The organism is Brevibacillus sp. SIMBA_040, from assembly GCF_046535075.1.
Taxonomy (GTDB): Bacteria; Bacillota; Bacilli; order Brevibacillales; family Brevibacillaceae; genus Brevibacillus.
Map to the genome: position 1 here is coordinate 1 of NZ_JAWRXI010000031.1, position 21,170 is coordinate 21,170.

At 48.1% G+C, this 21,170-nt stretch carries 22 protein-coding genes; 1 reads left to right on the forward strand and 21 read right to left on the reverse strand.

Translation table 11 applies throughout. From position 1 onward, the window contains the following. Positions 1–293, forward strand: a 293-nt coding sequence (locus SB752_RS30610; protein WP_410719195.1) for a hypothetical protein, incomplete at its 5' end; no start/stop codon positions are given. Positions 294–334: 41 nt separating this feature from the next. On the opposite strand, the gene lysS is transcribed toward SB752_RS30610, so the two are convergent. From lysS to SB752_RS30715, 21 genes are all read right to left on the reverse strand, one after another. Then, on the reverse strand, positions 335–1,855 hold the full coding sequence (gene lysS / locus SB752_RS30615) for a lysine--tRNA ligase (RefSeq protein ID WP_410719196.1): 1,521 nt from the start codon (positions 1,853–1,855) through the stop codon (positions 335–337). A gap of 103 nt (positions 1,856–1,958) precedes the next feature. Next, positions 1,959–2,435: a transcription elongation factor GreA gene (greA, locus tag SB752_RS30620; protein ID WP_103110461.1), complete on the reverse strand. Its 477-nt coding sequence runs from the start codon at positions 2,433–2,435 to the stop codon at positions 1,959–1,961. A 218-nt stretch (positions 2,436–2,653) separates the two neighbouring features. Further along, entirely contained in the window at positions 2,654–3,682 is a 1,029-nt protein-coding gene (gene dusB, locus SB752_RS30625; RefSeq protein WP_410719197.1) for a tRNA dihydrouridine synthase DusB, read from the reverse strand. A 67-nt stretch (positions 3,683–3,749) separates the two neighbouring features. Further along, complete coding sequence (locus SB752_RS30630) at positions 3,750–3,959, reverse strand: helix-turn-helix domain-containing protein (RefSeq protein ID WP_410719198.1); 210 nt, start codon at positions 3,957–3,959, stop codon at positions 3,750–3,752. Continuing rightward, a complete protein-coding gene (gene folK, locus SB752_RS30635) occupies positions 3,911–4,441 on the reverse strand; it encodes a 2-amino-4-hydroxy-6-hydroxymethyldihydropteridine diphosphokinase (RefSeq protein ID WP_410719199.1) in 531 nt (176 codons plus the stop codon). The genes SB752_RS30630 and folK overlap by 49 nt, the downstream gene beginning before the upstream one ends. Then, positions 4,438–4,809 (reverse strand): dihydroneopterin aldolase, encoded by a 372-nt coding sequence (gene folB / locus SB752_RS30640; protein ID WP_410719200.1) that lies wholly within the window; start codon positions 4,807–4,809, stop codon positions 4,438–4,440. Before folB ends, folK begins: the two co-directional genes overlap by 4 nt. Continuing rightward, positions 4,802–6,001: a dihydropteroate synthase gene (gene folP / locus SB752_RS30645; RefSeq protein ID WP_410719201.1), complete on the reverse strand. Its 1,200-nt coding sequence runs from the start codon at positions 5,999–6,001 to the stop codon at positions 4,802–4,804. Before folP ends, folB begins: the two co-directional genes overlap by 8 nt. 51 nt (positions 6,002–6,052) lie before the next feature. Then, a complete protein-coding gene (pabC, locus tag SB752_RS30650; protein ID WP_410719202.1) occupies positions 6,053–6,898 on the reverse strand; it encodes an aminodeoxychorismate lyase in 846 nt (281 codons plus the stop codon). Between the two features lie 34 nt (positions 6,899–6,932). Continuing rightward, positions 6,933–7,667 carry a twin-arginine translocase subunit TatC gene (gene tatC / locus SB752_RS30655; RefSeq protein WP_410719203.1) on the reverse strand — a complete coding sequence of 245 codons (735 nt, stop codon included), beginning with the start codon at positions 7,665–7,667 and terminating at the stop codon, positions 6,933–6,935. Between the two features lie 85 nt (positions 7,668–7,752). After that, complete coding sequence (gene tatA / locus SB752_RS30660; protein WP_410719204.1) at positions 7,753–7,992, reverse strand: twin-arginine translocase TatA/TatE family subunit; 240 nt, start codon at positions 7,990–7,992, stop codon at positions 7,753–7,755. A gap of 20 nt (positions 7,993–8,012) precedes the next feature. After that, a complete protein-coding gene (locus tag SB752_RS30665; RefSeq protein WP_410719205.1) occupies positions 8,013–9,656 on the reverse strand; it encodes a PhoX family protein in 1,644 nt (547 codons plus the stop codon). A 154-nt stretch (positions 9,657–9,810) separates the two neighbouring features. Beyond that, positions 9,811–10,395: an aminodeoxychorismate/anthranilate synthase component II gene (gene pabA, locus SB752_RS30670; protein WP_410719206.1), complete on the reverse strand. Its 585-nt coding sequence runs from the start codon at positions 10,393–10,395 to the stop codon at positions 9,811–9,813. After that, entirely contained in the window at positions 10,396–11,913 is a 1,518-nt protein-coding gene (gene pabB / locus SB752_RS30675; RefSeq protein WP_410719207.1) for an aminodeoxychorismate synthase, component I, read from the reverse strand. It lies immediately after the preceding gene. A gap of 119 nt (positions 11,914–12,032) precedes the next feature. Beyond that, positions 12,033–12,965: a cysteine synthase A gene (cysK, locus tag SB752_RS30680; protein ID WP_410719208.1), complete on the reverse strand. Its 933-nt coding sequence runs from the start codon at positions 12,963–12,965 to the stop codon at positions 12,033–12,035. 81 nt (positions 12,966–13,046) lie between these two features. Next, entirely contained in the window at positions 13,047–13,949 is a 903-nt protein-coding gene (locus SB752_RS30685) for a peptidyl-prolyl cis-trans isomerase (protein ID WP_410719209.1), read from the reverse strand. Positions 13,950–13,996: 47 nt separating this feature from the next. Further along, positions 13,997–14,869, reverse strand: coding sequence for an Hsp33 family molecular chaperone HslO (gene hslO, locus SB752_RS30690; RefSeq protein ID WP_410719210.1), 873 nt, complete (start codon positions 14,867–14,869; stop codon positions 13,997–13,999). A gap of 171 nt (positions 14,870–15,040) precedes the next feature. Continuing rightward, complete coding sequence (locus SB752_RS30695; RefSeq protein ID WP_410719237.1) at positions 15,041–15,985, reverse strand: sigma-70 family RNA polymerase sigma factor; 945 nt, start codon at positions 15,983–15,985, stop codon at positions 15,041–15,043. A gap of 259 nt (positions 15,986–16,244) precedes the next feature. Further along, positions 16,245–17,204, reverse strand: coding sequence for an ABC transporter ATP-binding protein (locus SB752_RS30700; RefSeq protein WP_410719211.1), 960 nt, complete (start codon positions 17,202–17,204; stop codon positions 16,245–16,247). A gap of 27 nt (positions 17,205–17,231) precedes the next feature. Further along, positions 17,232–18,149 (reverse strand): C40 family peptidase, encoded by a 918-nt coding sequence (locus SB752_RS30705; RefSeq protein WP_410719212.1) that lies wholly within the window; start codon positions 18,147–18,149, stop codon positions 17,232–17,234. Positions 18,150–18,151: 2 nt separating this feature from the next. Then, on the reverse strand, positions 18,152–19,246 hold the full coding sequence (locus tag SB752_RS30710; protein WP_410719213.1) for a dipeptide epimerase: 1,095 nt from the start codon (positions 19,244–19,246) through the stop codon (positions 18,152–18,154). Positions 19,247–19,398: 152 nt separating this feature from the next. Next, the gene (locus SB752_RS30715) at positions 19,399–21,054 is read right to left on the reverse strand and encodes a peptide ABC transporter substrate-binding protein (RefSeq protein WP_410719214.1); all 1,656 of its coding nucleotides are present in this window, start codon (positions 21,052–21,054) and stop codon (positions 19,399–19,401) included. Positions 21,055–21,170: the final 116 nt, after the last annotated feature.

Consider the following 21,170-nt stretch of genomic DNA (forward strand, 5'->3'; position numbering starts at 1 on the left):
CTGGTTCAAAGCTGGCAAATCATTTAATGATAGACTCATTAACGCTTTCGCTGTTCAGTTTTCAAAGAGCATTTTCGCAACAACCTCTTTATCCTATCAGGTTGTCCAAGTCATGTCAACAACTTTTTTTAAAAGCTGTGCAACAGCGACTTCATCAATCTATCACACAACCAAGCAAAAAGCAAGTGTTAATTTTTCATTCGGATGTGATGGATGTATGCAATAAAGAAGAACAGGACTTACTATACCACCTGAAAGTTTTTAGTGCAAGTAAAAAATTAATAGCCGCCTGAAATTCATTCAGACGGCTATCCATTTTGCTAGCTTTCCTAGATTAATCACGCGCACGCATATGCGGGAACAACAGGACATCGCGAATCGATGGAGAGTTGGTCAACAGCATCACCAAGCGGTCAATCCCGATACCGAGTCCACCTGTAGGCGGCATACCGTATTCCAATGCCTCGATGAAATCGTCGTCCATTTCATGCGCTTCATCATTTCCTGCTTCTTTTTCCAGCAGCTGAGCCTCAAAGCGCTCGCGCTGATCGATCGGATCGTTCAGCTCGGTGAACGCATTCGCATGCTCGCGCGCAACGATAAACAGCTCGAAACGGTCTGTAAAACGAGGGTCTTGATCGTTCTTTTTCGCTAATGGAGAAATTGCCACTGGATGACCGTATACAAACGTAGGCTGAATCAGCGTATCCTCCAGCTTTTGTTCAAAGAATTCGTTAACAACGTGACCAAAGGTATGATGAGGCTCTACAGAAACCCCATGCTCTTTTGCCAGAGCGCGAGCTTCGTCATCGCTCATTTCCTTCCAGAAATCAACGCCAAGCTCATCCTTGATCAAATCAACCATATGAACACGGCGCCATTTTGGTGTCAGATCGATTTCATTGCCTTGGTACTGGATTTTCATCGTACCCAGAACTTCTTGTGCGATATGGGCAATCAGTTCTTCTGTCAGCGTCATGATGTCCTGATAGTCTGCATAAGCCTCATACAGCTCGATCATCGTAAACTCAGGATTGTGTCGTGTGGAGATCCCTTCGTTACGATAAACACGGCCAATCTCATATACCTTTTCAAGACCGCCAACAATCAGACGTTTCAGATGCAGCTCAATGGCAATACGCATATACAACTGCATGTCCAACGCATTGTGATGCGTAATAAACGGACGAGCAGATGCCCCACCAGCGATTGCATGGAGTGTAGGGGTTTCAACCTCGAGATAGCCAAGGTTGTCCAAATAGCGGCGCATCGAAGTCAAAATGCGGCTGCGCGTAATGAACGTATCGCGAACCTCCGGGTTGACGATCAAATCTACATAGCGTTTGCGATAACGTGTTTCGATATCTTTCAAGCCATGATATTTTTCTGGCAATGGACGCAGAGACTTCGTCAGGTACGTGAGCTCTTTTGCTTTTACACTGAGCTCGCCCGTTTTCGTTTTGAAAACAACACCTTGAACACCAAGAAGGTCTCCGATGTCGCTCAAATCAAACACCTTGTGTGTATCCTCGCCAATCGTATCCTGGCGCACATAAATCTGGATTTGACCAGAACGGTCCAAGAGCTGTGCAAAGCTCGCTTTACCCATTGCACGCTTAGCCATCAAACGGCCAGCAATCGTGACCACATTTTCTTCTGCTTCCAGCTCTTCTTTGGACTTATCAGCAAAAGCTTTCACAATATCAGCAGCATGATGAGTCTGCTCGAATTTTTTCCCGAACGGATCAAAGCCCCACTCGCGAATTTGGTTCATTTTATCATGACGCACTTGCAGCAGCTCGTGAAGCCCTTCTTGCTGCTGCTCTTCTTGTTGCAAATCTTGCTCGTTAGACATTGTATCCACTCCTCTAAAAAATACCTACTTTAACAACATTGTACAATGCGAATAAATAACGATGCGGCGTACCTTTTTAAAAGGTACGCCACTGGGCTACTACTTACAAGTTAATGTCAAGAATCTCATACTGGATTGTACCCGCTGGAACGTTTACATCAACAACTGCGCCTTTTGCTTTACCCAGAAGCGCTTGACCTACAGGAGACTCGTTGGAGATTTTGTTGTTCATCGGGTCAGATTCTGCAGAACCGACAATCGTGTAATCTACCACATCTCCGAACTCCAGATCCTTCAAGCGAACTCTGGAGCCTACACTCACAACCCCGGTATCCACATCATCATTGGTGATGATACGAGCATTGCGGAGCATTTTTTCGAGAGTCAGAATACGGCCTTCAATGAACGCTTGCTCATTTTTCGCTTCTTCGTATTCCGAGTTCTCGCTAATATCACCAAAGCTGATCGCTTCTTTAATTCGAGCCGCTACTTCCTTCCGTTTAACCGTTTTCAAATCTTCGAGCTCTTGTTCGAGTCTCGTTAAACCTTCTGGTGTAAGGATGACTTCTTTTTCAGACATGATTCAATTCCCCCGTTTTAAAAAATGATTCCATTTGTACTGGGTAAAGTACAAAGGATTATATGTAGTTGTTCTATACAATATACAGCCAAAGCACAATAGTTGTGAGGATTCAAAGGGAAAGCTGCCAGGATGGACTGGCAGCTTGACTCCCAATATTACGGAGTATTATAGGATATGAAGGAACCCTTGTCAATGTCTGGAATGCGAATCCAAATCTAGTAGCTAACCGCCTCGTTTTGTGCGGTTTCCATGGGTTCTTCACTGTCATCTGCGTAATTTTCTACCCAGTCGACGTAGTCTAATAGCGTGCGACGAAGCTCCTCTTCGGTTTCGACAGCATTTACCAAATTTTTCGTTTGGGTAGCGCCCCGCAGACCCTTTAAATACCAGGCCGCATGCTTGCGCATTTCAAGAACACCTACTCGCGGCCCTTTCAATGCAATCAAGCGTTCTGCATGCAGAAGACAGATTTCCATTTTTTCGCGAACGGATGGTTCTGAAACCAACTCACCAGTCGTCAAATACTGAATGGTACGATACAGCATCCACGGATTTCCAAGTGCCGCGCGTCCAATCATAACTCCGTCGCAGCCGGTTGTATCCAGCATGCGGCGGGCATCTTCTGGTGTAGCAACATCGCCGTTACCAATTACTGGAATGGAGACAGCTTCTTTTACTTTACCGATCCAGCTCCAGTCTGCATGACCTTTGTACATTTGGACACGAGTACGTCCGTGCACAGCAATCGCACTACCACCCGCACGTTCTACAGCGCGAGCATTATCCAGCACATACAAGTGCTCCTCGTCCCATCCGAGTCTCATTTTCACTGTGACCGGCTTATCCACCGCATCAACAACCGCAGAGACCACTTCGTAAATTTTATCTGGATCCAGCAGCAAACGCGCTCCTGCATCACAGCTCGTAATTTTCGGAACAGGACAGCCCATGTTGATATCAATGATATCTGCATTGGTATTCTGGTCTACATATTTCGCTGCGCCGACTAACGTTTCCTTGTCGCCACCAAAAATCTGCAGGCTTAGCGGTTTTTCGCGCTCATCGACAAAAAGCATATCCAGCGTCTTTTTGTTTCCGTGCATAATCGCTTTGTCACTCACCATCTCTGCGCATACCAGCCCTGTGCCAAACTCTTTGGCAATCAAACGAAAGGCTGGATTGCATACTCCTGCCATAGGCGCGAGTACCACGTTATTTTTTAACTCAACATTTCCGATTTTCATCTATATGGACCTCCTTTTCCCGTTATACAGGCGGGTTCCTGGAGAGGACAGACCTTTCCAAAAGTCATTATTTATTTATAGCACATAATTCGTCGTAGTCGACCTGTAAAGTGCTGGCGATCTTGCGCAAAACAGGCTCTGTAGGCGTTCTTGTTCCGCGTTCAAGTGAACCGACAAAAGAAAGTGACACTCCCAGCTTTTCCGAAAGAGACTGCTGTGTATACCCTTTTAGCTTTCGGAACGATCTGATTCGATTTCCCAATTGACTGTTCCCCACTCACGTACCCCCTTGTGATCCTCTACCAATAACGATAGATAATGCTCGATAGTCTGCTTGTACTCAGGCAGAGCGCCGCCCTCCCATACATCACGCAGCGGAACCAGCACAAACGCCCGCTGACTTATTCCTGGATGCGGAATTACGAGATGCTCCTGCGATATGCGGGACTTCCCGTACAATAAAAGATCAATATCAATGGTACGCGGTCCCCAACGAATCGTGCGCACACGACCTAGCTCCCGCTCCACCGCCAGAGCTGTATGTAGCAGCTCATCTGGAGACAGAGAGGTTTCGATAGCAATAGCCATATTCAGAAAAGCCTCCTGCTCCACGTTACCAAAAGGCTCCGTTTCATAAACAGAGGAAACCCGAAGGATACGGATGCCAGGTTGATCGTTCAGTTTTTTCAACGCCTGGCGCAGAGTCTCGGCACGATCTCCCAGATTGGAACCAAGGGCGATATACGCACAGACTGTCATAAAGCAAAATCCTCTCTTTTGCGTATCATCTCGATCGCTACACCTTCATAGTGACCCTTGATAGGTGGGTTCGGTTTCGTTACCTTCACTTTTACTTCCACCAGAGGAAAATGCGTGAACAGCTGCCGAGCAACTTCTGTGGTCAGCCTTTCCACCAGGTTGTAGCGCTCGCCCTCTACTACCTTTTGCACACAGGTAAAAATCTCTGCGTAATTCACTGTATCATGTAGATCGTCACTTGCCCCCGCGCGAGATAAATTGATGGACAGCTCGAGATCGACCATAAAACGTTGTCCCAGCTCAGCTTCTGCACCATACACCCCGTGGAAACCATAAAATGACATACCGCTGAAGAAGATTTTATCCAACGGGAATGCCCCCCTTTAACATTGCGTCCATCATCTTGGTAACGCGCTTCATTTCCTTTACATCATGTACCCGGACCATATGACAGCCTTTCGCCACACCAAGCGCGACTGTCGCTGCTGTTCCTTCCACTCGCTCTTCTACAGGAAGGTCAAGGACATGTCCGATCATTCTTTTTCGGGAGGTAGCAAGCAAGACGGGATAACCCAAGGCAACCAGATCGTCGAGACGTCTCATCGTTTCTAAATTCTGATCCACAGACTTCACAAACCCGATTCCCGGGTCGAGAATAATCTGCTCTTGTTTGACACCTGCGTCCAAAGCGATCTGCACCGACTCTCGCAAATCCTTTACATAATCTGCAAAGAAATCATGGTAGTCCGTGTTTGTACGATTGTGCATCAAAATAATGGGGACACCATGGCGAGCAGCAACCCCAGCCATCCGCGGATCGCGCTTGGCCCCCCATACATCATTGATAATGTGCGCTCCCGCCGCTAGCGCCCGATCCGCAACTGCCGCTTTATACGTATCAATCGAGAGCGGAACGGTTAGCTCCTCGGATAATAAACGGATAATCGGCAATACCCGGTCAAGCTCCTGCGCTTCATCTACCGGTTCCGCTCCTGGGCGTGTTGACTCCCCGCCAATGTCGATGATGTCTGCCCCCGCCTCTACCATGGCACGAGCTTGTGCCAACGCCTGGTCCAAATCAACAAAGCGTCCACCGTCTGAAAAGGAATCCGGCGTCACATTCAATATCCCCATAACTAACGTCCGCTCGCCAAGCGGCAATACTCGACGTCCACAAACCAATTCTCGTCGATTGCGCAGCTGTGCAGATCTAGCCAAAATCTCCCGTACCTCTGCCGCTGCAGCACTCAATCCTGGCGACTTGCCCACAATACGCTGTAGTGTCAGCTCCAGCTGCTTTTGCCCAGCAAGAAGAAGGACATATACTGTATCCTCCTTCACAGGATCAGCCGAGATGACAGCCTCTCCTCCGGCAGACAGCATGTCCTCCCGCAAAAGAAGGGCATCTGACATAGTCAAGTTCTGTATATGAATCATCAAGCCTGCTCCACAGTCAGCGGCTAATCGCTCGCATTCGGGAGAAGCAATGCCCCTTTTTGACAGCTCCGACACCACTTCCGCATGTGTAGTCGCGTGGATTCGGAATGGATTGTACTTCATAGCCTTACTCCCTTTTCCGTCTTAGCATGTTGATTAGTAGCATACCATAATTTACACTTCCATCGCTACAGAATGACGGTACGCGCGGTGCAGTTCACGGGTGATTTTTCCGTAGACAGTAATGGCCGCCTGACCATCGATTTCGCTTACTGGAACGATCTCTTGGACCGAATTGGTTACAAAGATTTCATCTGCCTGAGGCAATTCTTCCCGACGGAATTGTCCTTCGACCGTGGGTATGGACAATTGCTTGGCTAACATCATTACGTGCTGGCGAGTCACACCATCCAAAATGCCCGTGTTCAAAGAAGGCGTAAACAAGCTGCCATCCTTTATCCAAAACAGATTGCTCACGATTCCTTCCGCCAAATAGCCGTCATGCGTCAAAAATAAGCCCTCTACATCCTGCTTTGCGCCAATTTCTTGTTTGGCCAAAGCATTATTGAGGTAGTTGTGTGATTTGAAGCGCGTCAGCCCTTCTGCTGTCTGACGGGCCAAGGATAGTGTCTGCAGCTTTTTGGGCTGAGGAGGATCGGCTAATGCTGCAACTGGTTTGGCAAACACAAATAAAGATGGCTGTTCGTAACCATCAGAGACCAACCCAACTCCCTCCGAGCCTGCTGTCACGCTCAAGCGCACATACGCATCACGCAAGTCATTGGCATCTACCGTACGCAGAATCACCTGCTCCAGCTCTTCCTTTGACCAGGCAGGACGAATTTGCAACGCCAAAAGCCCGGAGCTCAGCCGGGCATAGTGGTCATCCCACAAAAACAATTTGCGGTCGTACACACGCAAGGTTTCAAACAAACCAATCCCGTATAAAAATCCGTGGTCTAAAACAGAGACTGTCGCCTCTTGGGCAGGACAAATGGTTCCATTCACATATACGTGCATGTATGGTTCGCTCCCGATAATATTGTTGAGAGCATCATACCATATTTTCGGATGATAGCGCAGTTTCCCGAGTGCGTTTACCGTGTATGAAACGAGAGATGGAAATCGAAATTTCATACAAAATGATCAACGGCACGATGACCATGATGTCTGACAAAAAGTCTGGTGGCGTGATGGTAATGGAGATGATCGACAGCACCAAATAAGCGGGCTTACGCATTTTTGATAGTCGATGCGGGTTCAGTATACCCAGATGACTGAGAAAAAGAACCACAACAGGCAGCTCAAACAGGAGCCCAAAAGGCAAGCACAGGTTTAGCATAAAGGTAAAGTAATCATTCGCCGTAATGACTAGCTCAAAATTGCCGTTCGAGAGTCCGAGGACAAAATGATACATCATCGGAAACAAAACAAAATAAGCAAACGACAGCCCAAAAAGAAACAAGAAAAACAGCGCCGGGATATACATCAAAGCCACCTTGCGCTCTCGCTCCTCCAGTGCCGGAACAACAAAACGCCATGCCTGATAGGCTGCTACAGGAATCGTCAAGGCCAAGGCACCGACTCCAGACAATTTGATATAGATCGACAGAATATCTCCCGGACCGAGAATCGCCAGCTTTTCTCCCGAATGGTTGGCGAGCGCCTGATAAATGTGATCGACAAATAAAAAGCAAATTACCATGCTGACTACAAGTGCCGACAAAATAATCAAAAGTCTGCGGCGCAGGTCCGTCAAATGCTCCAAAAAGGGCATTTCTTGATTCACATGATTTCCCCCCGAGTGAGCTGATAGAAGCCTAAAAGGAAAAGCGATGCGTTTCAAAGCGCACCGCCTTCCTTTCGCAAACTGATTAGTTGACTCGTTTCAACGCATCCTCGCTGCTACTTACGGATAGATCAACGATTGCTTCCTTTTTAGGCTTGTCCTTGTCATCGTCGTCATCCTTAGTCAAATCTTTGGCGGCTGATTTGAATTCTGTCAGGGTACGTCCAAAAGCGCGACCGATCTCAGGCAGTTTACTTGGTCCGAAAATGACCAAAGCAATGATCAGGATCAAAATCAGACCAGGAATTCCAATGCTGGATAACATATTTTGCTACACTCCTTGTCCTAGAAACCAGTGATGGCAATCACACTCGGCATAGCTGCTGAGCTTGCGCCTTTTGGCCAGTGGCTGGTCGGTTTGTCATACGACTTGAGGTTTTCACCTGGATGCTGAACCGATAAGAATAATGTTTTTTCATCAGGAGTAAACCAAGGACCCGTCATTTCCGAGCCAACTGGGCCAGAAGCGAATTGGGAAGCGATTCCTTTACTATTTCCCGTTGTAGGGATAAAGAATACGCCGTTATTGCCAAAAGGCTTGAAAATGCCTGTGTTCGTAGAGGAAGAAGAAATATCGGTCACTACCCACAGATTTCCTGCGCTGTCAAAAGCCATATTGTCAGGAGCTGCGAAGCCACTTTGCGGACCGCCTGCTGCAAAAATTTCAAACGTAAACTCCAGACCAGCGTGGTTGTTGTCATTTTCAAACAGACGAACGATTTGACCGTAGAAATTGCCATGCTTATCGTTGTTCGTCAGAGCGATAAAGATCGAGCCATCAATCGGATGAACTTCCAGGTCCTCTGGACGGTCCATTGGTGTCGCACCTACTGCTTTGGCAGCATCCCGGCAATTCACCAGTACGTCAGCCTGGGATGTAAACAATGGCTTGCCTTCACCGTTTACAGCCTTTTTCAAAGCGTCGCTTGTTGCGTAGTCCAGAGCGACCCATTTCCCTTTGCCAAAGTTGGCAACGAACAGAGTCCCCTCTTCCAGGAGCTTGGAGTTATTTTTTCCGGCCTTTGGATCAAATTTGCCTTTTGACACGTATTTGTACACGTATTGGTCCTTGGCATCGTCACCCATATAAACAACGAGCTGACCGGATGGCGCGAGTACCATAGCTGTATTTTCATGTGAAAAGCGTCCAAGAGCAGTATGCTTTTTCGGTGTGGATTTCGGATCGAATGGATCTACCTCAATTACCCAGCCGTAGTGATTCGCATCCTCCAGCTTGCAGTCGCCCACTACATCCATGTAGTTCTCTTCACAGGACAGTACGGTGTTCCAGAACGTAACCCCACCAGAGCAGTTTGCAAACGTACCAATTACTTCTTTGCTGACAGATGAAGCAGGCCCGGTCAAAGCATGCTTCGTTAAGCCACTCACACGACGACCGTATTTGGAATCGCTTATGAGCTTCCAGCTGCCATTTTCTTTTTTAATTTCGATGATAGAGCCGCCCAAAGCGTACAAATATTTCTCAATCTGTGCAGATGTGCGTTTGTTATCGTCCGGGTTTGCATTCAACGCGTCATAACCGGTGACGTAATATTCCAACTCACCCAAATATTCGTGATTCACCCACAACAATCCGTGATTTGGGTTCCCATCGATCGGCAGAAAACAGGTGAAATCGTTGTTGAAACCGAAAGTATCGCCCGCTGCGTTAATTTTATCGCCATAAGATGCAACTACATCGTATTTGAAGCCTTCCGGAAGGACCACATCATCTTTTGTTGTTGGATGAATTTCTTTAAATTTCGGATTGAAATTATGCTTTTTCGTATCCAGTCCAAACAGGTGATCAGCTGTTTTCCCCGAGAGAGCGCTACCTGCTGCAAGTGCAGGGATTCCGGTAGCTACAGAAGCCAGTGCTGCTGTCCCTGCTCCCAGATAGGTTAAAAACTGACGACGATTTACATCCATTCCATATCGCTCCTTTTTTCTGCTGCTTTCTTATCATTGTACGAGCGTTATATCTAGGCTGGATTAATCCTATATAAAGAGTATGTAAACAAAACGGCATAACAAAAAATACCGCCCTGTAAAAGGCGGTATCTATCTATCTATCATCTATTCGTTATCCTGTCGTATGACGCGCGTAGGTTGTCAGGAAGTTTTTCAGCAGCTGCTTGCCATGCTGGGTGATGATCGATTCCGGATGGAACTGAACACCCTCAATCGGGTATTCACGGTGACGAACTGCCATGATCTCTCCTTCAGCTGTTCGCGCTGTTACTTCCAATACACTCGGCATCGATGCTTCCTCCACAATCAGGGAGTGGTAGCGGGCTGCGGTAAACGGAGACGGAATGCCTTGGAAAATCGTTTTTCCATCATGCAGGACTTCGGAGGTCTTGCCATGCATCAATCGCTCTGCACGAATGACTTTGCCACCGAATACTTGACCAATGGACTGATGCCCCAGGCAAACTCCCATGATTGGAATTTTTCCGGAAAAATGACGAATCGCATCCATGCTGATTCCTGCCTCGTTTGGTGTGCATGGTCCCGGTGAGATCATCAAATAGTCCGGGGCCAACCGCTCAATCTCCTCAAGCGTGATTTTGTCATTGCGATGTACCTGCAGCTCTTCTCCCAGCTCACCCACGTATTGCACCAGGTTGTAAGTAAACGAATCGTAATTATCAATCATCAAAATCATCTAGCTCATCTCCTCTAGGCTCTTCTTACTCATTCTCTGCTCACAAAGCTCAAGTGCTTTCCATAACGCTTCTGCCTTTTTCAATGACTCACGATACTCTGCCTCTGGTGTCGAATCAATCACGATACCTGCCCCTGCCTGAACATGGGCAACGCCATCCTTTACTACCATGGTTCGGATCGCGATGTTTACCTCCACATCGCCATTGAAGCCAAACCAGCCGATCGATCCCGTGTACACACCGCGCTTGACTGGCTCCAGCTCTTCGATGATTTCCATTGTGCGCACTTTGGGCGCCCCTGTAATCGTTCCTCCAGGAAAAGCTGCTGCTACTGCATCAAACGCATCCTTGTCATCGGCAAGCTCTCCTTTGACATGGGAGACGATATGCATGACATGGGAGTATTTCTCCACGACCATGAATTCGCTCACTTCGACACTTCCAAAGCGGCAAACTCGCCCCAAGTCATTTCGTTCCAGATCAACCAGCATAACGTGCTCGGCGCGTTCCTTTTCATTATCGATCAGCTCACGTGCCAAAGCTTCGTCCTGGGCATCTGTTTGCCCGCGTGGACGGGTACCCGCAATCGGACGCGTATGCACCTCGCCACCCTTCACCTTTACCAATAGCTCGGGTGAAGCGCTGACCAGCTGAAACTCAGGAAAGCTCACGTAACCCATATACGGAGAAGGATTCAGCTTGCGCAGGACTTCATAAACGTCTTGCGGAGTTACCTCCAAAGGCTTGCTTTGCCTCACAGACAGATTCACCTGGAAGACGTCTCCTTGGGCGATGTACTCCTGAACTCGGCGTACTGCCTCTTCGAACTGGTCCTTGGCGAACGATACCTCTACCGGAGTCTCGTGTGACAACGGTCTTTTCCGCAGGGCTTCCCAATCGGTGTGATCCGTTTCCATCGCTAGTGAAGTTACCCTAGCTAAGCGTTTTTCGATACGTTCTGCACTCTGCTGATAGGCCTCTTCAGTCAATCTATCTGCCGACAAATGGGTCAGACAGATGATTTCTCGTGTCTCATGATCAAAGACAAGAAGGTCTTGCATCATCATAACATACAGGTCAGGCAACTGTAAGTCGTCTGTCGCGATCTGCGGCAGTGTCGGTTCAAAAAACCGGTTCATGTCATAGCTCATGTATCCTACCGCGCCTCCAGAAAAATCAGGCATTTCTGGAATGACGGGTGTTTTGTACCGGGCAAGCAGGTTCCGCAATGCATCCAGTGGATTATCCGCCAAAAGGTTCTCTACACGACCGTCAGCATACACGACCACGGTTTCTCCCTGCCCACTACGCAAGGTTGCGATTGGCTGATCGCCCAAAAACGTATACCGGCCCGCTCGTCCACTTTCCAACAGGACAGCATCTTGCAGAGACGGCTGCAAAGCTTTTAATACTTGCCATGGATCTACATGAGATGCCCATTTACCACGAACGGCTAGCGGGATTAACGAAAAGGTATTGGCGTAATTCTGGCAATCTGCATAACTAGGGAATGGCACTCCTGTTCACGCTCCGGTCTTTTACGTAGTATTATCCGTTCATTATATAGGCGGCCTATATGAATGAAAAGACCACGGTGCATAAAAAGGCACACCGTGGTCTCGTAACTTTTTCCCAATTAGTCTTCGAATTGATAGAGCGGAGTGGACAGGTAGCGTTCGCCATTGGATGGAATGATCGCGATGACCTTTTTCCCCTTCCCGAGCTTAGCCGCTACTTGCAATGCAGCATGAATGGCTGCTCCAGAGGAGATACCGCCCAAGATGCCTTCCGTACGAGCAACGCGACGAGCTGTTTCAAACGCATCCTCGTTCTCTACCTTGATAATTTCATCATAGATACCCGTATCCAGAATCTGCGGAACGAAGCCTGCTCCGATCCCTTGAATTTTATGTGGTCCTGGTTTTCCTCCAGAGAGTACAGGGGAAGCCGCAGGCTCTACTGCTACAATGTGTACATTCGGGTATTGCTCGCGCAGCACTTGACCTACGCCTGTGATTGTTCCACCGGTTCCGATCCCGGAAATAAACGCATCTACACCGCCGATTTCTTGTGCTTGCTCTAGCAGCTCACGCGCAGTCGTTTCACGGTGAATCGCAGGATTGGCGAGGTTATTAAACTGCTGTGGAATAAAATAGGTGCTGTCTTCCTTCGCCAGCTCTTCGGCTTTGCGAATCGCACCACCCATGCCCTCTGCTCCTGGTGTCAGAACCAGCTGCGCTCCATATGCACGCAACAAATTGCGACGCTCAATACTCATCGTCTCTGGCATGACCAGAATGGACTTGTAGCCTTTTGCAGCCGCAACCATCGCAAGACCAATCCCGGTATTTCCGCTCGTAGGTTCAATAATTGTATCACCGGGTTTTAGACTTCCATCTGCTTCTGCTGCCTCGATCATAGCGAGTGCGATACGGTCTTTTACACTGCTTCCTGGGTTGAAAAATTCCAGCTTCAAATAAATGTCTGCACTATCTTCGGTGACAACACGGTTCAGCTTCACTAATGGTGTGTATCCAATCAAATCGGTAATGGAATTAGCCACGCGCATATGTCCTGCCCCCTCATTTTTAATAGCCGAGTAAAACGCTAGGATTTATAGTTTTAATTATATCAACGGTTGCCCATTTGGTCAATGAGGCATTTGCCCAGAAATCCGAACACCTACTGAATTTCGCAACTGCTCAAGAATGGTATCCAGGGACTCTACCTGTGCATAGGCCACCTCACGCCGCAGCTCCTCCTTGATCTCCTCAAAGGATCGCTTCTCGGCATCCCTTTTTTCTGCGATGCGGTAGATCGCATATTGATCTCCGACTTTTACGACAGCGCTGTTTTTATTCGTTCCCAAATCAGCGATTACCGTTTTTGCCTCATCCGGCAAGCGGGAAGCATTCATCGAAATCCACCCCATGTCTCCTCCATTAGACGCCGTCAAATTATCAATGGAGCGTTCCTTGGCGAGTGTTTCAAAATTAGCTCCCTGCGAAAGCTCTGCCGATACTTGTCCTGCTTCCTTCAGTGATGCGACTACGATTTGATACAAATGCACCTGCATAGGCTTGGAGTAGCGATCCGGGTTGTTGTTGTAAATCGTCAGCAATTCATCGTCCTTGACGGTAATGTCTTTGGTTGCGAGCGCTTGCAGTAACAGCTGATATGTAATTTCCTGCTTCAATGCTTCCACACTCGTTCCTGCTTGCTTGACCAGTGCTTCCGCAAATTCACTGTCCGTTTGACTTCCATAGCTTTCTTTAATTTGAGCCACTTCTTTATCCAGCTGCTTTTGATCAACGGTAATCCCTAAACGCTTGGCTTCCTGAAAAACGACTTCACGATTAATCATGTCATCCAGCACTTGTTTGCCGAACTTTTGCTTGAGTGCAGCTACATACGCTGCTTCACTAATCGTATTGTCTCCTACAACCGCGGCAGACTGAAGCTTGCCGGACGACTGGTAATAGCCCCATGTCACGGCAAGCAACAGCAATACGAGTGCTCCAATGAATGCCCACAACCCTTTGACGTTGGTCATGCCACCCTCTCCTCGCCTCAAACCACGCTTACATGTCGCTTATGATGTTACATTTCTTTCAAGATGCCTATGAGCGCAGCTTCGTCATAATAATAGCGTTCATTGCAGAAATGGCAGTGTACTTCTGCCTCACCTTGCTCATCGATCATGCTTTGCATTTCCTCGCGTCCCAGGCTGATCAGTGCTTGGGTCACTTTTTCCTCCGAGCATTTACAGTGAAATTTGATTTCGGTGCGGCTGAGATATTTTGGCTCATCTAACACTCTCGCCAAAATTTCTTCTGGTGTCAGCCCTTCGCCAATCATGCGCGATACTTGCGGCAGTTGGCTCAAGCGCTCCTCAATCTGTGCTACCACTTCATCTGGCGTGAAAGGCATCAGCTGCAAAATAAAGCCGCCTGCAGCGAGTACCGACCGATCCTCAGGATTCACGAGTACACCTACACCGACCGCGGATGGTGTCTGCTCGGACGTGACGAAATAATACGTGAAGTCCTCTCCGATTTCTCCAGAAACGATCGGGGAGCTGCCTTGATACGGTTCCTTCATTCCGAGATCCTTGCTCACGTAGACGAACCCTTCTGTTCCCACTGCACGTGCCACATCCAGCTTGCCTTTTTCATTTAGCTCAAAATGAGTATGCGGCTCCGTAACATAAGCGACCCCTTCGCCATCTGCATTGACTTCTGCCACGATCTGGCCGATTGGGCCATTCCCTTTTACTTTGACATTGATGCTTTCGTTTCCTTTTAACATGGCTCCCATCATTAACGACACGGTCAATGTACGACCAGCTGCCGCGGTTGCTGTATTCCACATATCGTGACGTCGACGGATTTCCTCTACAATATCTGTCGTACGTGCCGCAAAAGCACGGACATGTCCATTAAAGCCGGTTGCTCTTATTAAATAATCGCTCATGTAGCGATCCTCCTTTTGGCATGAAAAAATTCTGAAGCTGCTTGTAACAGTGTACCACAACAAACAGTGGCTACGCTTCTGCCCCCGCGCTTCCCAAACACTTCTATTCCTACGCGCCAATCCGCGCAAAAAAACCCCCTCTGCAATTGAGAGGGGGTCGCGTCGTAATCGTTACTTTAAATAATCTTTTAATACTCGGGAAGCTTTTTGAGTGCGCAGCCGATCAATCGTAGTAGCCTCGATCTGGCGTATACGCTCACGGGTAAGACCAAACATCTTGCCTACTTCCTCCAACGTGTAAACCTGATCATCATACAAACCATATCGCATGGAAATGATCTCTTGCGCCCGCGGACTCAATCGTTCCAAAGCGGCGCGCATCTGTGAGCGTAAATCGACTTTCTCGATCCAATCATCCAGAGATGACAATCCATCATCCATGATTTCCGCATAGCTGAGGCACTCATCGTCATGCCCAGCCATCCAGGCATCGTCATCTGGCTCTGCGTCGATAGACTCCATTTTCATCATCAAGGCAAGCTCAATCGCGTCGACCTTTTCTATTGGAATGTCCAGCAGTCCGGCAATCTCATGGCGATCGGGCGTACGGTTTAATGCTTGTACGAGATGTAACACTTGTTTTTGGTACTGGCGAATCTGTTCATGCATGTGAACAGGGATACGTATCAAAGTCCCCTTGTCGTTGATCGCTCGCGTAATCGCTTGGGATATCCACCAATGCGAGTAATGATAGAGACGAACACCACGGCCCACGTCAAACTTGTCAATTGCGGTAAACAAACCAATCGTGCCCTCCTGAATCAAATCCAGAAATGGCATACCTCTTTTCAGATGTCTCAAAGCCGTACTGACGACATAGCGCAAATAGGCTCTCACAAGAGTTTCGCGCGCATCCAGATCGCCATCCTTTTGATAGCGGATCAGGCACGCTAGCTCTTCTTCTTTGTCCAACATGGGTGTTGCAGCGACGCTTTCCAAAAACAGCAAGGCAGACGTGTCTGATCGTAGCGACCGGGGCACGGTAATTCCTAACTGAGCTTCGACTTCCCGCCAACGTCGGGGAGTAGAATGGAATGAGGAGGTACTCAAAGTCATATGCAACCCTCACTTCTCCTGGAATGGAAGACTCACGATGAAGGTAAGCGAGTAACGAAATGGTTTACTGTAACCGTATTTCGACAAAACTTGTTTGATTCCTGCCAGTTTACAGAATATTAACAGTTCTCCTACCCGATTTTGCTGGTAAGCCTTCCTTAATATAGGGCCTATCTGCACGACAAAAACCATCCCTAGCAGGCAGGGATGGTGTCAGAGCTTTGTCGAATTTTCTGTTGATCTATTTCGCTTGCCTCTATCACTCATACAGATGACAGGCGACAAAATGACCGGAATCTACTTCCTGCCACGTAGGCTTTTGCTTTGCACATACTTCCTTTGCTACAGGACAACGCGTGCGGAAAACACAGCCGCTTGGCGGATTGATCGGGCTCGGCACGTCTCCTTCGATAATGCTTCGCTCGCGACTCTTCTCCAGATCCGGGTCTGGGACAGGAATTGCAGATAAAAGCGCCTGCGTATAAGGATGCTTTGGGGATTCATAGAGCTTTTCACTCGTTGTCATCTCCACCATGTTGCCCAGATACATCACGCCGATGCGATCACTGATATGCTTAACCATTGCCAAGTCATGCGCGATAAACAAATACGTGAGGTTTTGCTCGCGCTGCAAGGTTTTCATCAAATTGACGACCTGTGCCTGAACGGATACGTCCAATGCAGAAATCGGCTCATCTGCAATAATGAAGCGTGGATTGACGGCAAGCGCCCGTGCGATGCCGATACGTTGTCGCTGCCCCCCACTGAACTCGTGGGGAAAACGGTTAGCATGCTCCTTTTGCAAACCGACCATTTCCAATAGCTCGACTACGCGCTGCATCCGCTCTTTACCCTTGTATAGGCCATTCAGATTCAGACCTTCCGAAATAATCTCGGAAATGTTCATACGCGGGTTCAAGGACGCGTAGGGGTCCTGGAAAATCATCTGCATGTTGCGGGTAATTTTGCCCCGTTCACCACCTGAAGCTTTATGAACGTTTTGCCCATCGAACAAGACCTCGCCCGAAGTCGGCTGATACAGACCGATGATCGTACGTCCCGTCGTTGATTTTCCGCAGCCAGATTCCCCTACCAGTCCAAATGTCTCTCCTTCATAAATCTCAAAGGAGATGTTGTCCGCTGCTTTTAGTGAGAGCCCTTTTTCCAACGTAAAGGTTTTTGTCAGGTTCTTTACCTGGACCAGCTTCTTTCTGTCCATCTGGCCATTCCTCCCCCCGTTATCTATTTACCAGTATCGTCTGGAGACAGAATGTTCCTTTTCCAGCTTGTAGCCATCCAGCTTGACGATTTCAATGGCGCTTCGGGAATCTGGCGAATGAATCATTTCTCCATTTCCCATATAAATGCCCACGTGATGGACTCTTCCTTTGCCTTCTTCATACGCGAAAAATAGCAAATCACCTGGAAGCAAATCTTCTTTTTCTACCAATTGACCTGCTCTTGCCTGGTCCGAAGCATCTCTTGGAATTTGAATCCCTACGGAACGGTGCATATTGTAGGCAAAGCCCGAGCAGTCATATCCATAGGAGGACATGCCTCCCCATAAATAGTGCAGGTTGAGGAATCGTTTGCCCGTTTCTACTATGGTTTCTCCGCGATTTCCGGTCAGATCCACTGGCTCATTGGCCTTCACGATCCGCACATCTTCTTTTCGCAGGAGCGCTGTGCCGTCCGGTGTCGCTACTGTTACCCAGTCCCCTGTTTCTTCTACTAGAGGCAGTCTGGTCAAAAAGGCAAGCTCCATACCCGGCTCTTTGTCTGTGCTGTGCAAATGGGTAAATGCCGCTGTTACCATCGCCAGCTTTTGACCATCGCTTACGTCAAAGGAAGAAGACCACGGAGTGAGCTGACGAGATGGAATCCAGCCTGGATAGCCTTTTTCATTTTTATTGCAGATCTGGTCAGGAATCAGTACATGTGACCACTCCCCATGCTCCTCGATCACCTCTACGCGTGTACCGTACAGCGCCTGAGTCTGGATCGCATTGTTATCGTAGAATCCGAGCTTTTCATCAATCGTGAGCGAGGCAAGCCAGCTGCGTGCATCTACTGGTGTACCCAGAGCTAACTGGTCAATGTCACGCGGAGATTCCGGTTTGGTCCACACGGTCGCAACCGAAACAGAAACAATTGCTGTTTTCATGATTATTTTCCTCCTTCCCATAAGCTTACCGAGCGAAAGCCAAGTCCTGGCTCCTCTTGCATCTTCATCAAGCGTCCCTCGTATGCCACGCCACCATCTATCCCATCGTGCAGAAGCATCAATGGAGCGTCAAAGTCAAAGCGAGTGATGTTTTTCTTGCTGGCTGCAAAATGCGCCGCTGCCGATACCGCGAGGCGGGATTCGATCATGCTGCCAACCATGCATGGAATACCGTGTTCTTCGGCCATTTGGTTGATCAATTGAGCTTTGAAAATACCGCCTGCTTTCATCAGCTTGATATTAATCATGTCAGCTGCACGGTTTTGGAGAACCTGCAACGCCTGAGCCGGCGAAAATACACTCTCGTCAGCCATGATTGGCGTATCGACCGAATCTGTTACCCGCTTCAAGCCTTCCAGATCATGCGCTTTTACAGGTTGTTCAATCAGTTCGATGCCAAGACCCATGTCCTCCATTTTGCGAATGGATTGAACCGCTTCTTTTACATTCCATCCCTGGTTGGCATCAAGACGAATCTTCACCTGATTGCCCACAGATTTGCGAATTTCCTGGATGCGTAAAATATCATCCTCGATATTGTCTTTACCGACCTTGATCTTCAGAACGTTAAAGCCCTCTTTCAAATAAGCCGCTGCGTCCTCTCCCATTTCTTTCGGCGAGTTCACACTGACTGTATAATCGGTTTCCAACTGGTCGCGGTATCCGCCGAGGAATTGGTACAAAGGCATTCCTGCACGCTGCGAAATGAGGTCATAGAGGGCAATGTCTACAGCAGCTTTTGCACTTGTATTACCCACCATGGACTGATGCAGAGTTTGGAAGACCTGCTCATAGGCGATCAGATTCAGGCCGATGAGTTGTGGCTTCATCGTATTGAGGATAGCCGATTCGATGCTTTCGATGCTGTCACCTGTAATGACGACCGTAGCAGAAGCCTCACCCCAGCCTACCATGCCATTGTCGCAAGTAATTTTGACCAGTACTGATTCCAGATTGTGCACCGTACGCAAAGCAGTTTTAAAAGGTTTTTTCAAAGGAACAGAAATTCGTTTTACTTCGATGGCTTGAATAATCATGTTTTCCTCCATCTTCTCTAGCACTTGTGGTCTCTTTGTCTGTATTTTTTTCTGTAATGACATACTAAATTATAGCACTATTAAAACAATCAGCAAAAAAGGGGGGAGAGTCATTCCATCCGCCTGAAATGACTTCTCCCGGCAAACTGTTTTTACTTCACAACAGCTTTTCTCAGGTCTGTGTAGCTAAGAGAAGAGCTGACAATTCCGCTCACCTTGTCGCTAGTGAGAAGAGATGTGTTATAGAAGTAGAGTGGTGCGACTGGAGCATCGCTTACCAAAATTTTCTCTGCGTCATGCAGCATTTGCAGACGTTTTGCATCATCTGGCTCTTTGTAAGCACCTTCGATCAGCTTGTCGTACTCCGGATTGCTCCAACCAGTACGGTTGCTACCGCTCTTTGATTGAAAAATGTCCAGGAAGTTGATCGCATCTCCGAAATCAGGCAACCAGGAAGAACGTGCAATTTGGTACTGCAATTGCTTTTGCATATCGGTCAGTACTTTTCCTTCTACTTTTTGCAGCTTCACATCTACACCCAGGTTTTGCTTCCACATTTCTTGAGCCGCTTGCGCTGTTTTTTCATTGGCCGTTCCGCTACGGTACGTGAGTGTAACCTCAGGCAGCTGTGTATAGCCTTTTTCTTTCATACCTTGTTCCAGCAGCTTTTTCGCTTCTGCTGCATCGAACTTCACCAATTCTCCGCCTACTTGACGGAAGTCGCCATTACCATTTGCATCTGGCAAACCAAAGGAAACGAAGGCTGTTCCTGGTTTTTGTTGACGCATCAGCACGAGGTCAACCAATGTTTGGCGGTCAATCGCCAAGCTAAACGCTTTACGGATGTTGGCATTGTCAAACGGCTCTTTGGTTACGTTGAAGCGGTAGAACTCTGTACCTGCTCCATCTTTTACGTAGACCTTACCATCTTTGAACAGCTGGTCAGCCATATCCGCTGGAACGGTTGTTGTTCTGTGCAGCTCTTCGTTTGTAAACATTTGATACTCGGTATTCTCGTCATCGATCATTTTCCAAACGGCACCGGCCAACGTTACGTTTGCCGCATCCCAGTAGTTCTCGTTTTTCATCATTTTCAATTCGCTGTCATGTGCCCATTCAGTCAGCTTGAATGGTCCGTTACCAACGAATGTAGCCGCTTCGGCAGCCCATTTCGGATCTTTTTCGCCTGTCGCTTTATGTACAGGGAAGAAGGCCGGGTTGGATGCCAAGAGGAGTGTCCAGGACGCAGGCTGCGCCAGTACTACTTCCAATGTTTTGTCGTCCAACGCTTTTACTTTTACGTCTTCCACTTTACCTTTGCCGCTGCTGTATGCTTCTGCACCTTCAATGATATAAGCGAGGAAGGATGCTGGAGATGCCAGGGCTGGATCGAGCATGCGCTTCCAAGCGTATTCAAAGTCATGAGCGGTTACAGGATCACCATTGCTCCATTTGCTGTCACGCAAGGTAAAGGTATATGTTTTGCCATCCTCGGATACTTTCCATTCACTAGCTGCTGCTGGTTGAATCTTTTGATTCTCATCCAGACGGGTCAAGCCTTCCATCAGGTTGTTCAGGATGTTGTAGGACGGTTCATCAAAACCAATCGGCGGATCGAGAGAAGTAGGCTCCTTGATGTTGTTCAGAAGCAGGAGCTTGGCTGCTTGATCCCCTGGTGCCGATGTATTCGGCTGATTGTTCTCTGCTGGTGGCGCTGATTGATTGTTCGCCGGTTGACCCGAACAGCCAGCTACAAGCATGGAAACAGCCAGTGATGCGGAGAGCAGGACGGTTGATAATTTTTTCACTGTTTCTTCCCCCTTATACTTTTTTTATTTATGTCGTAAAAGGATAGTGCCGTTGGACGACAACCTCTTTTACACGATAAGAAGCAGCTCATCTACCTAAGTCATTCGTGTCATTG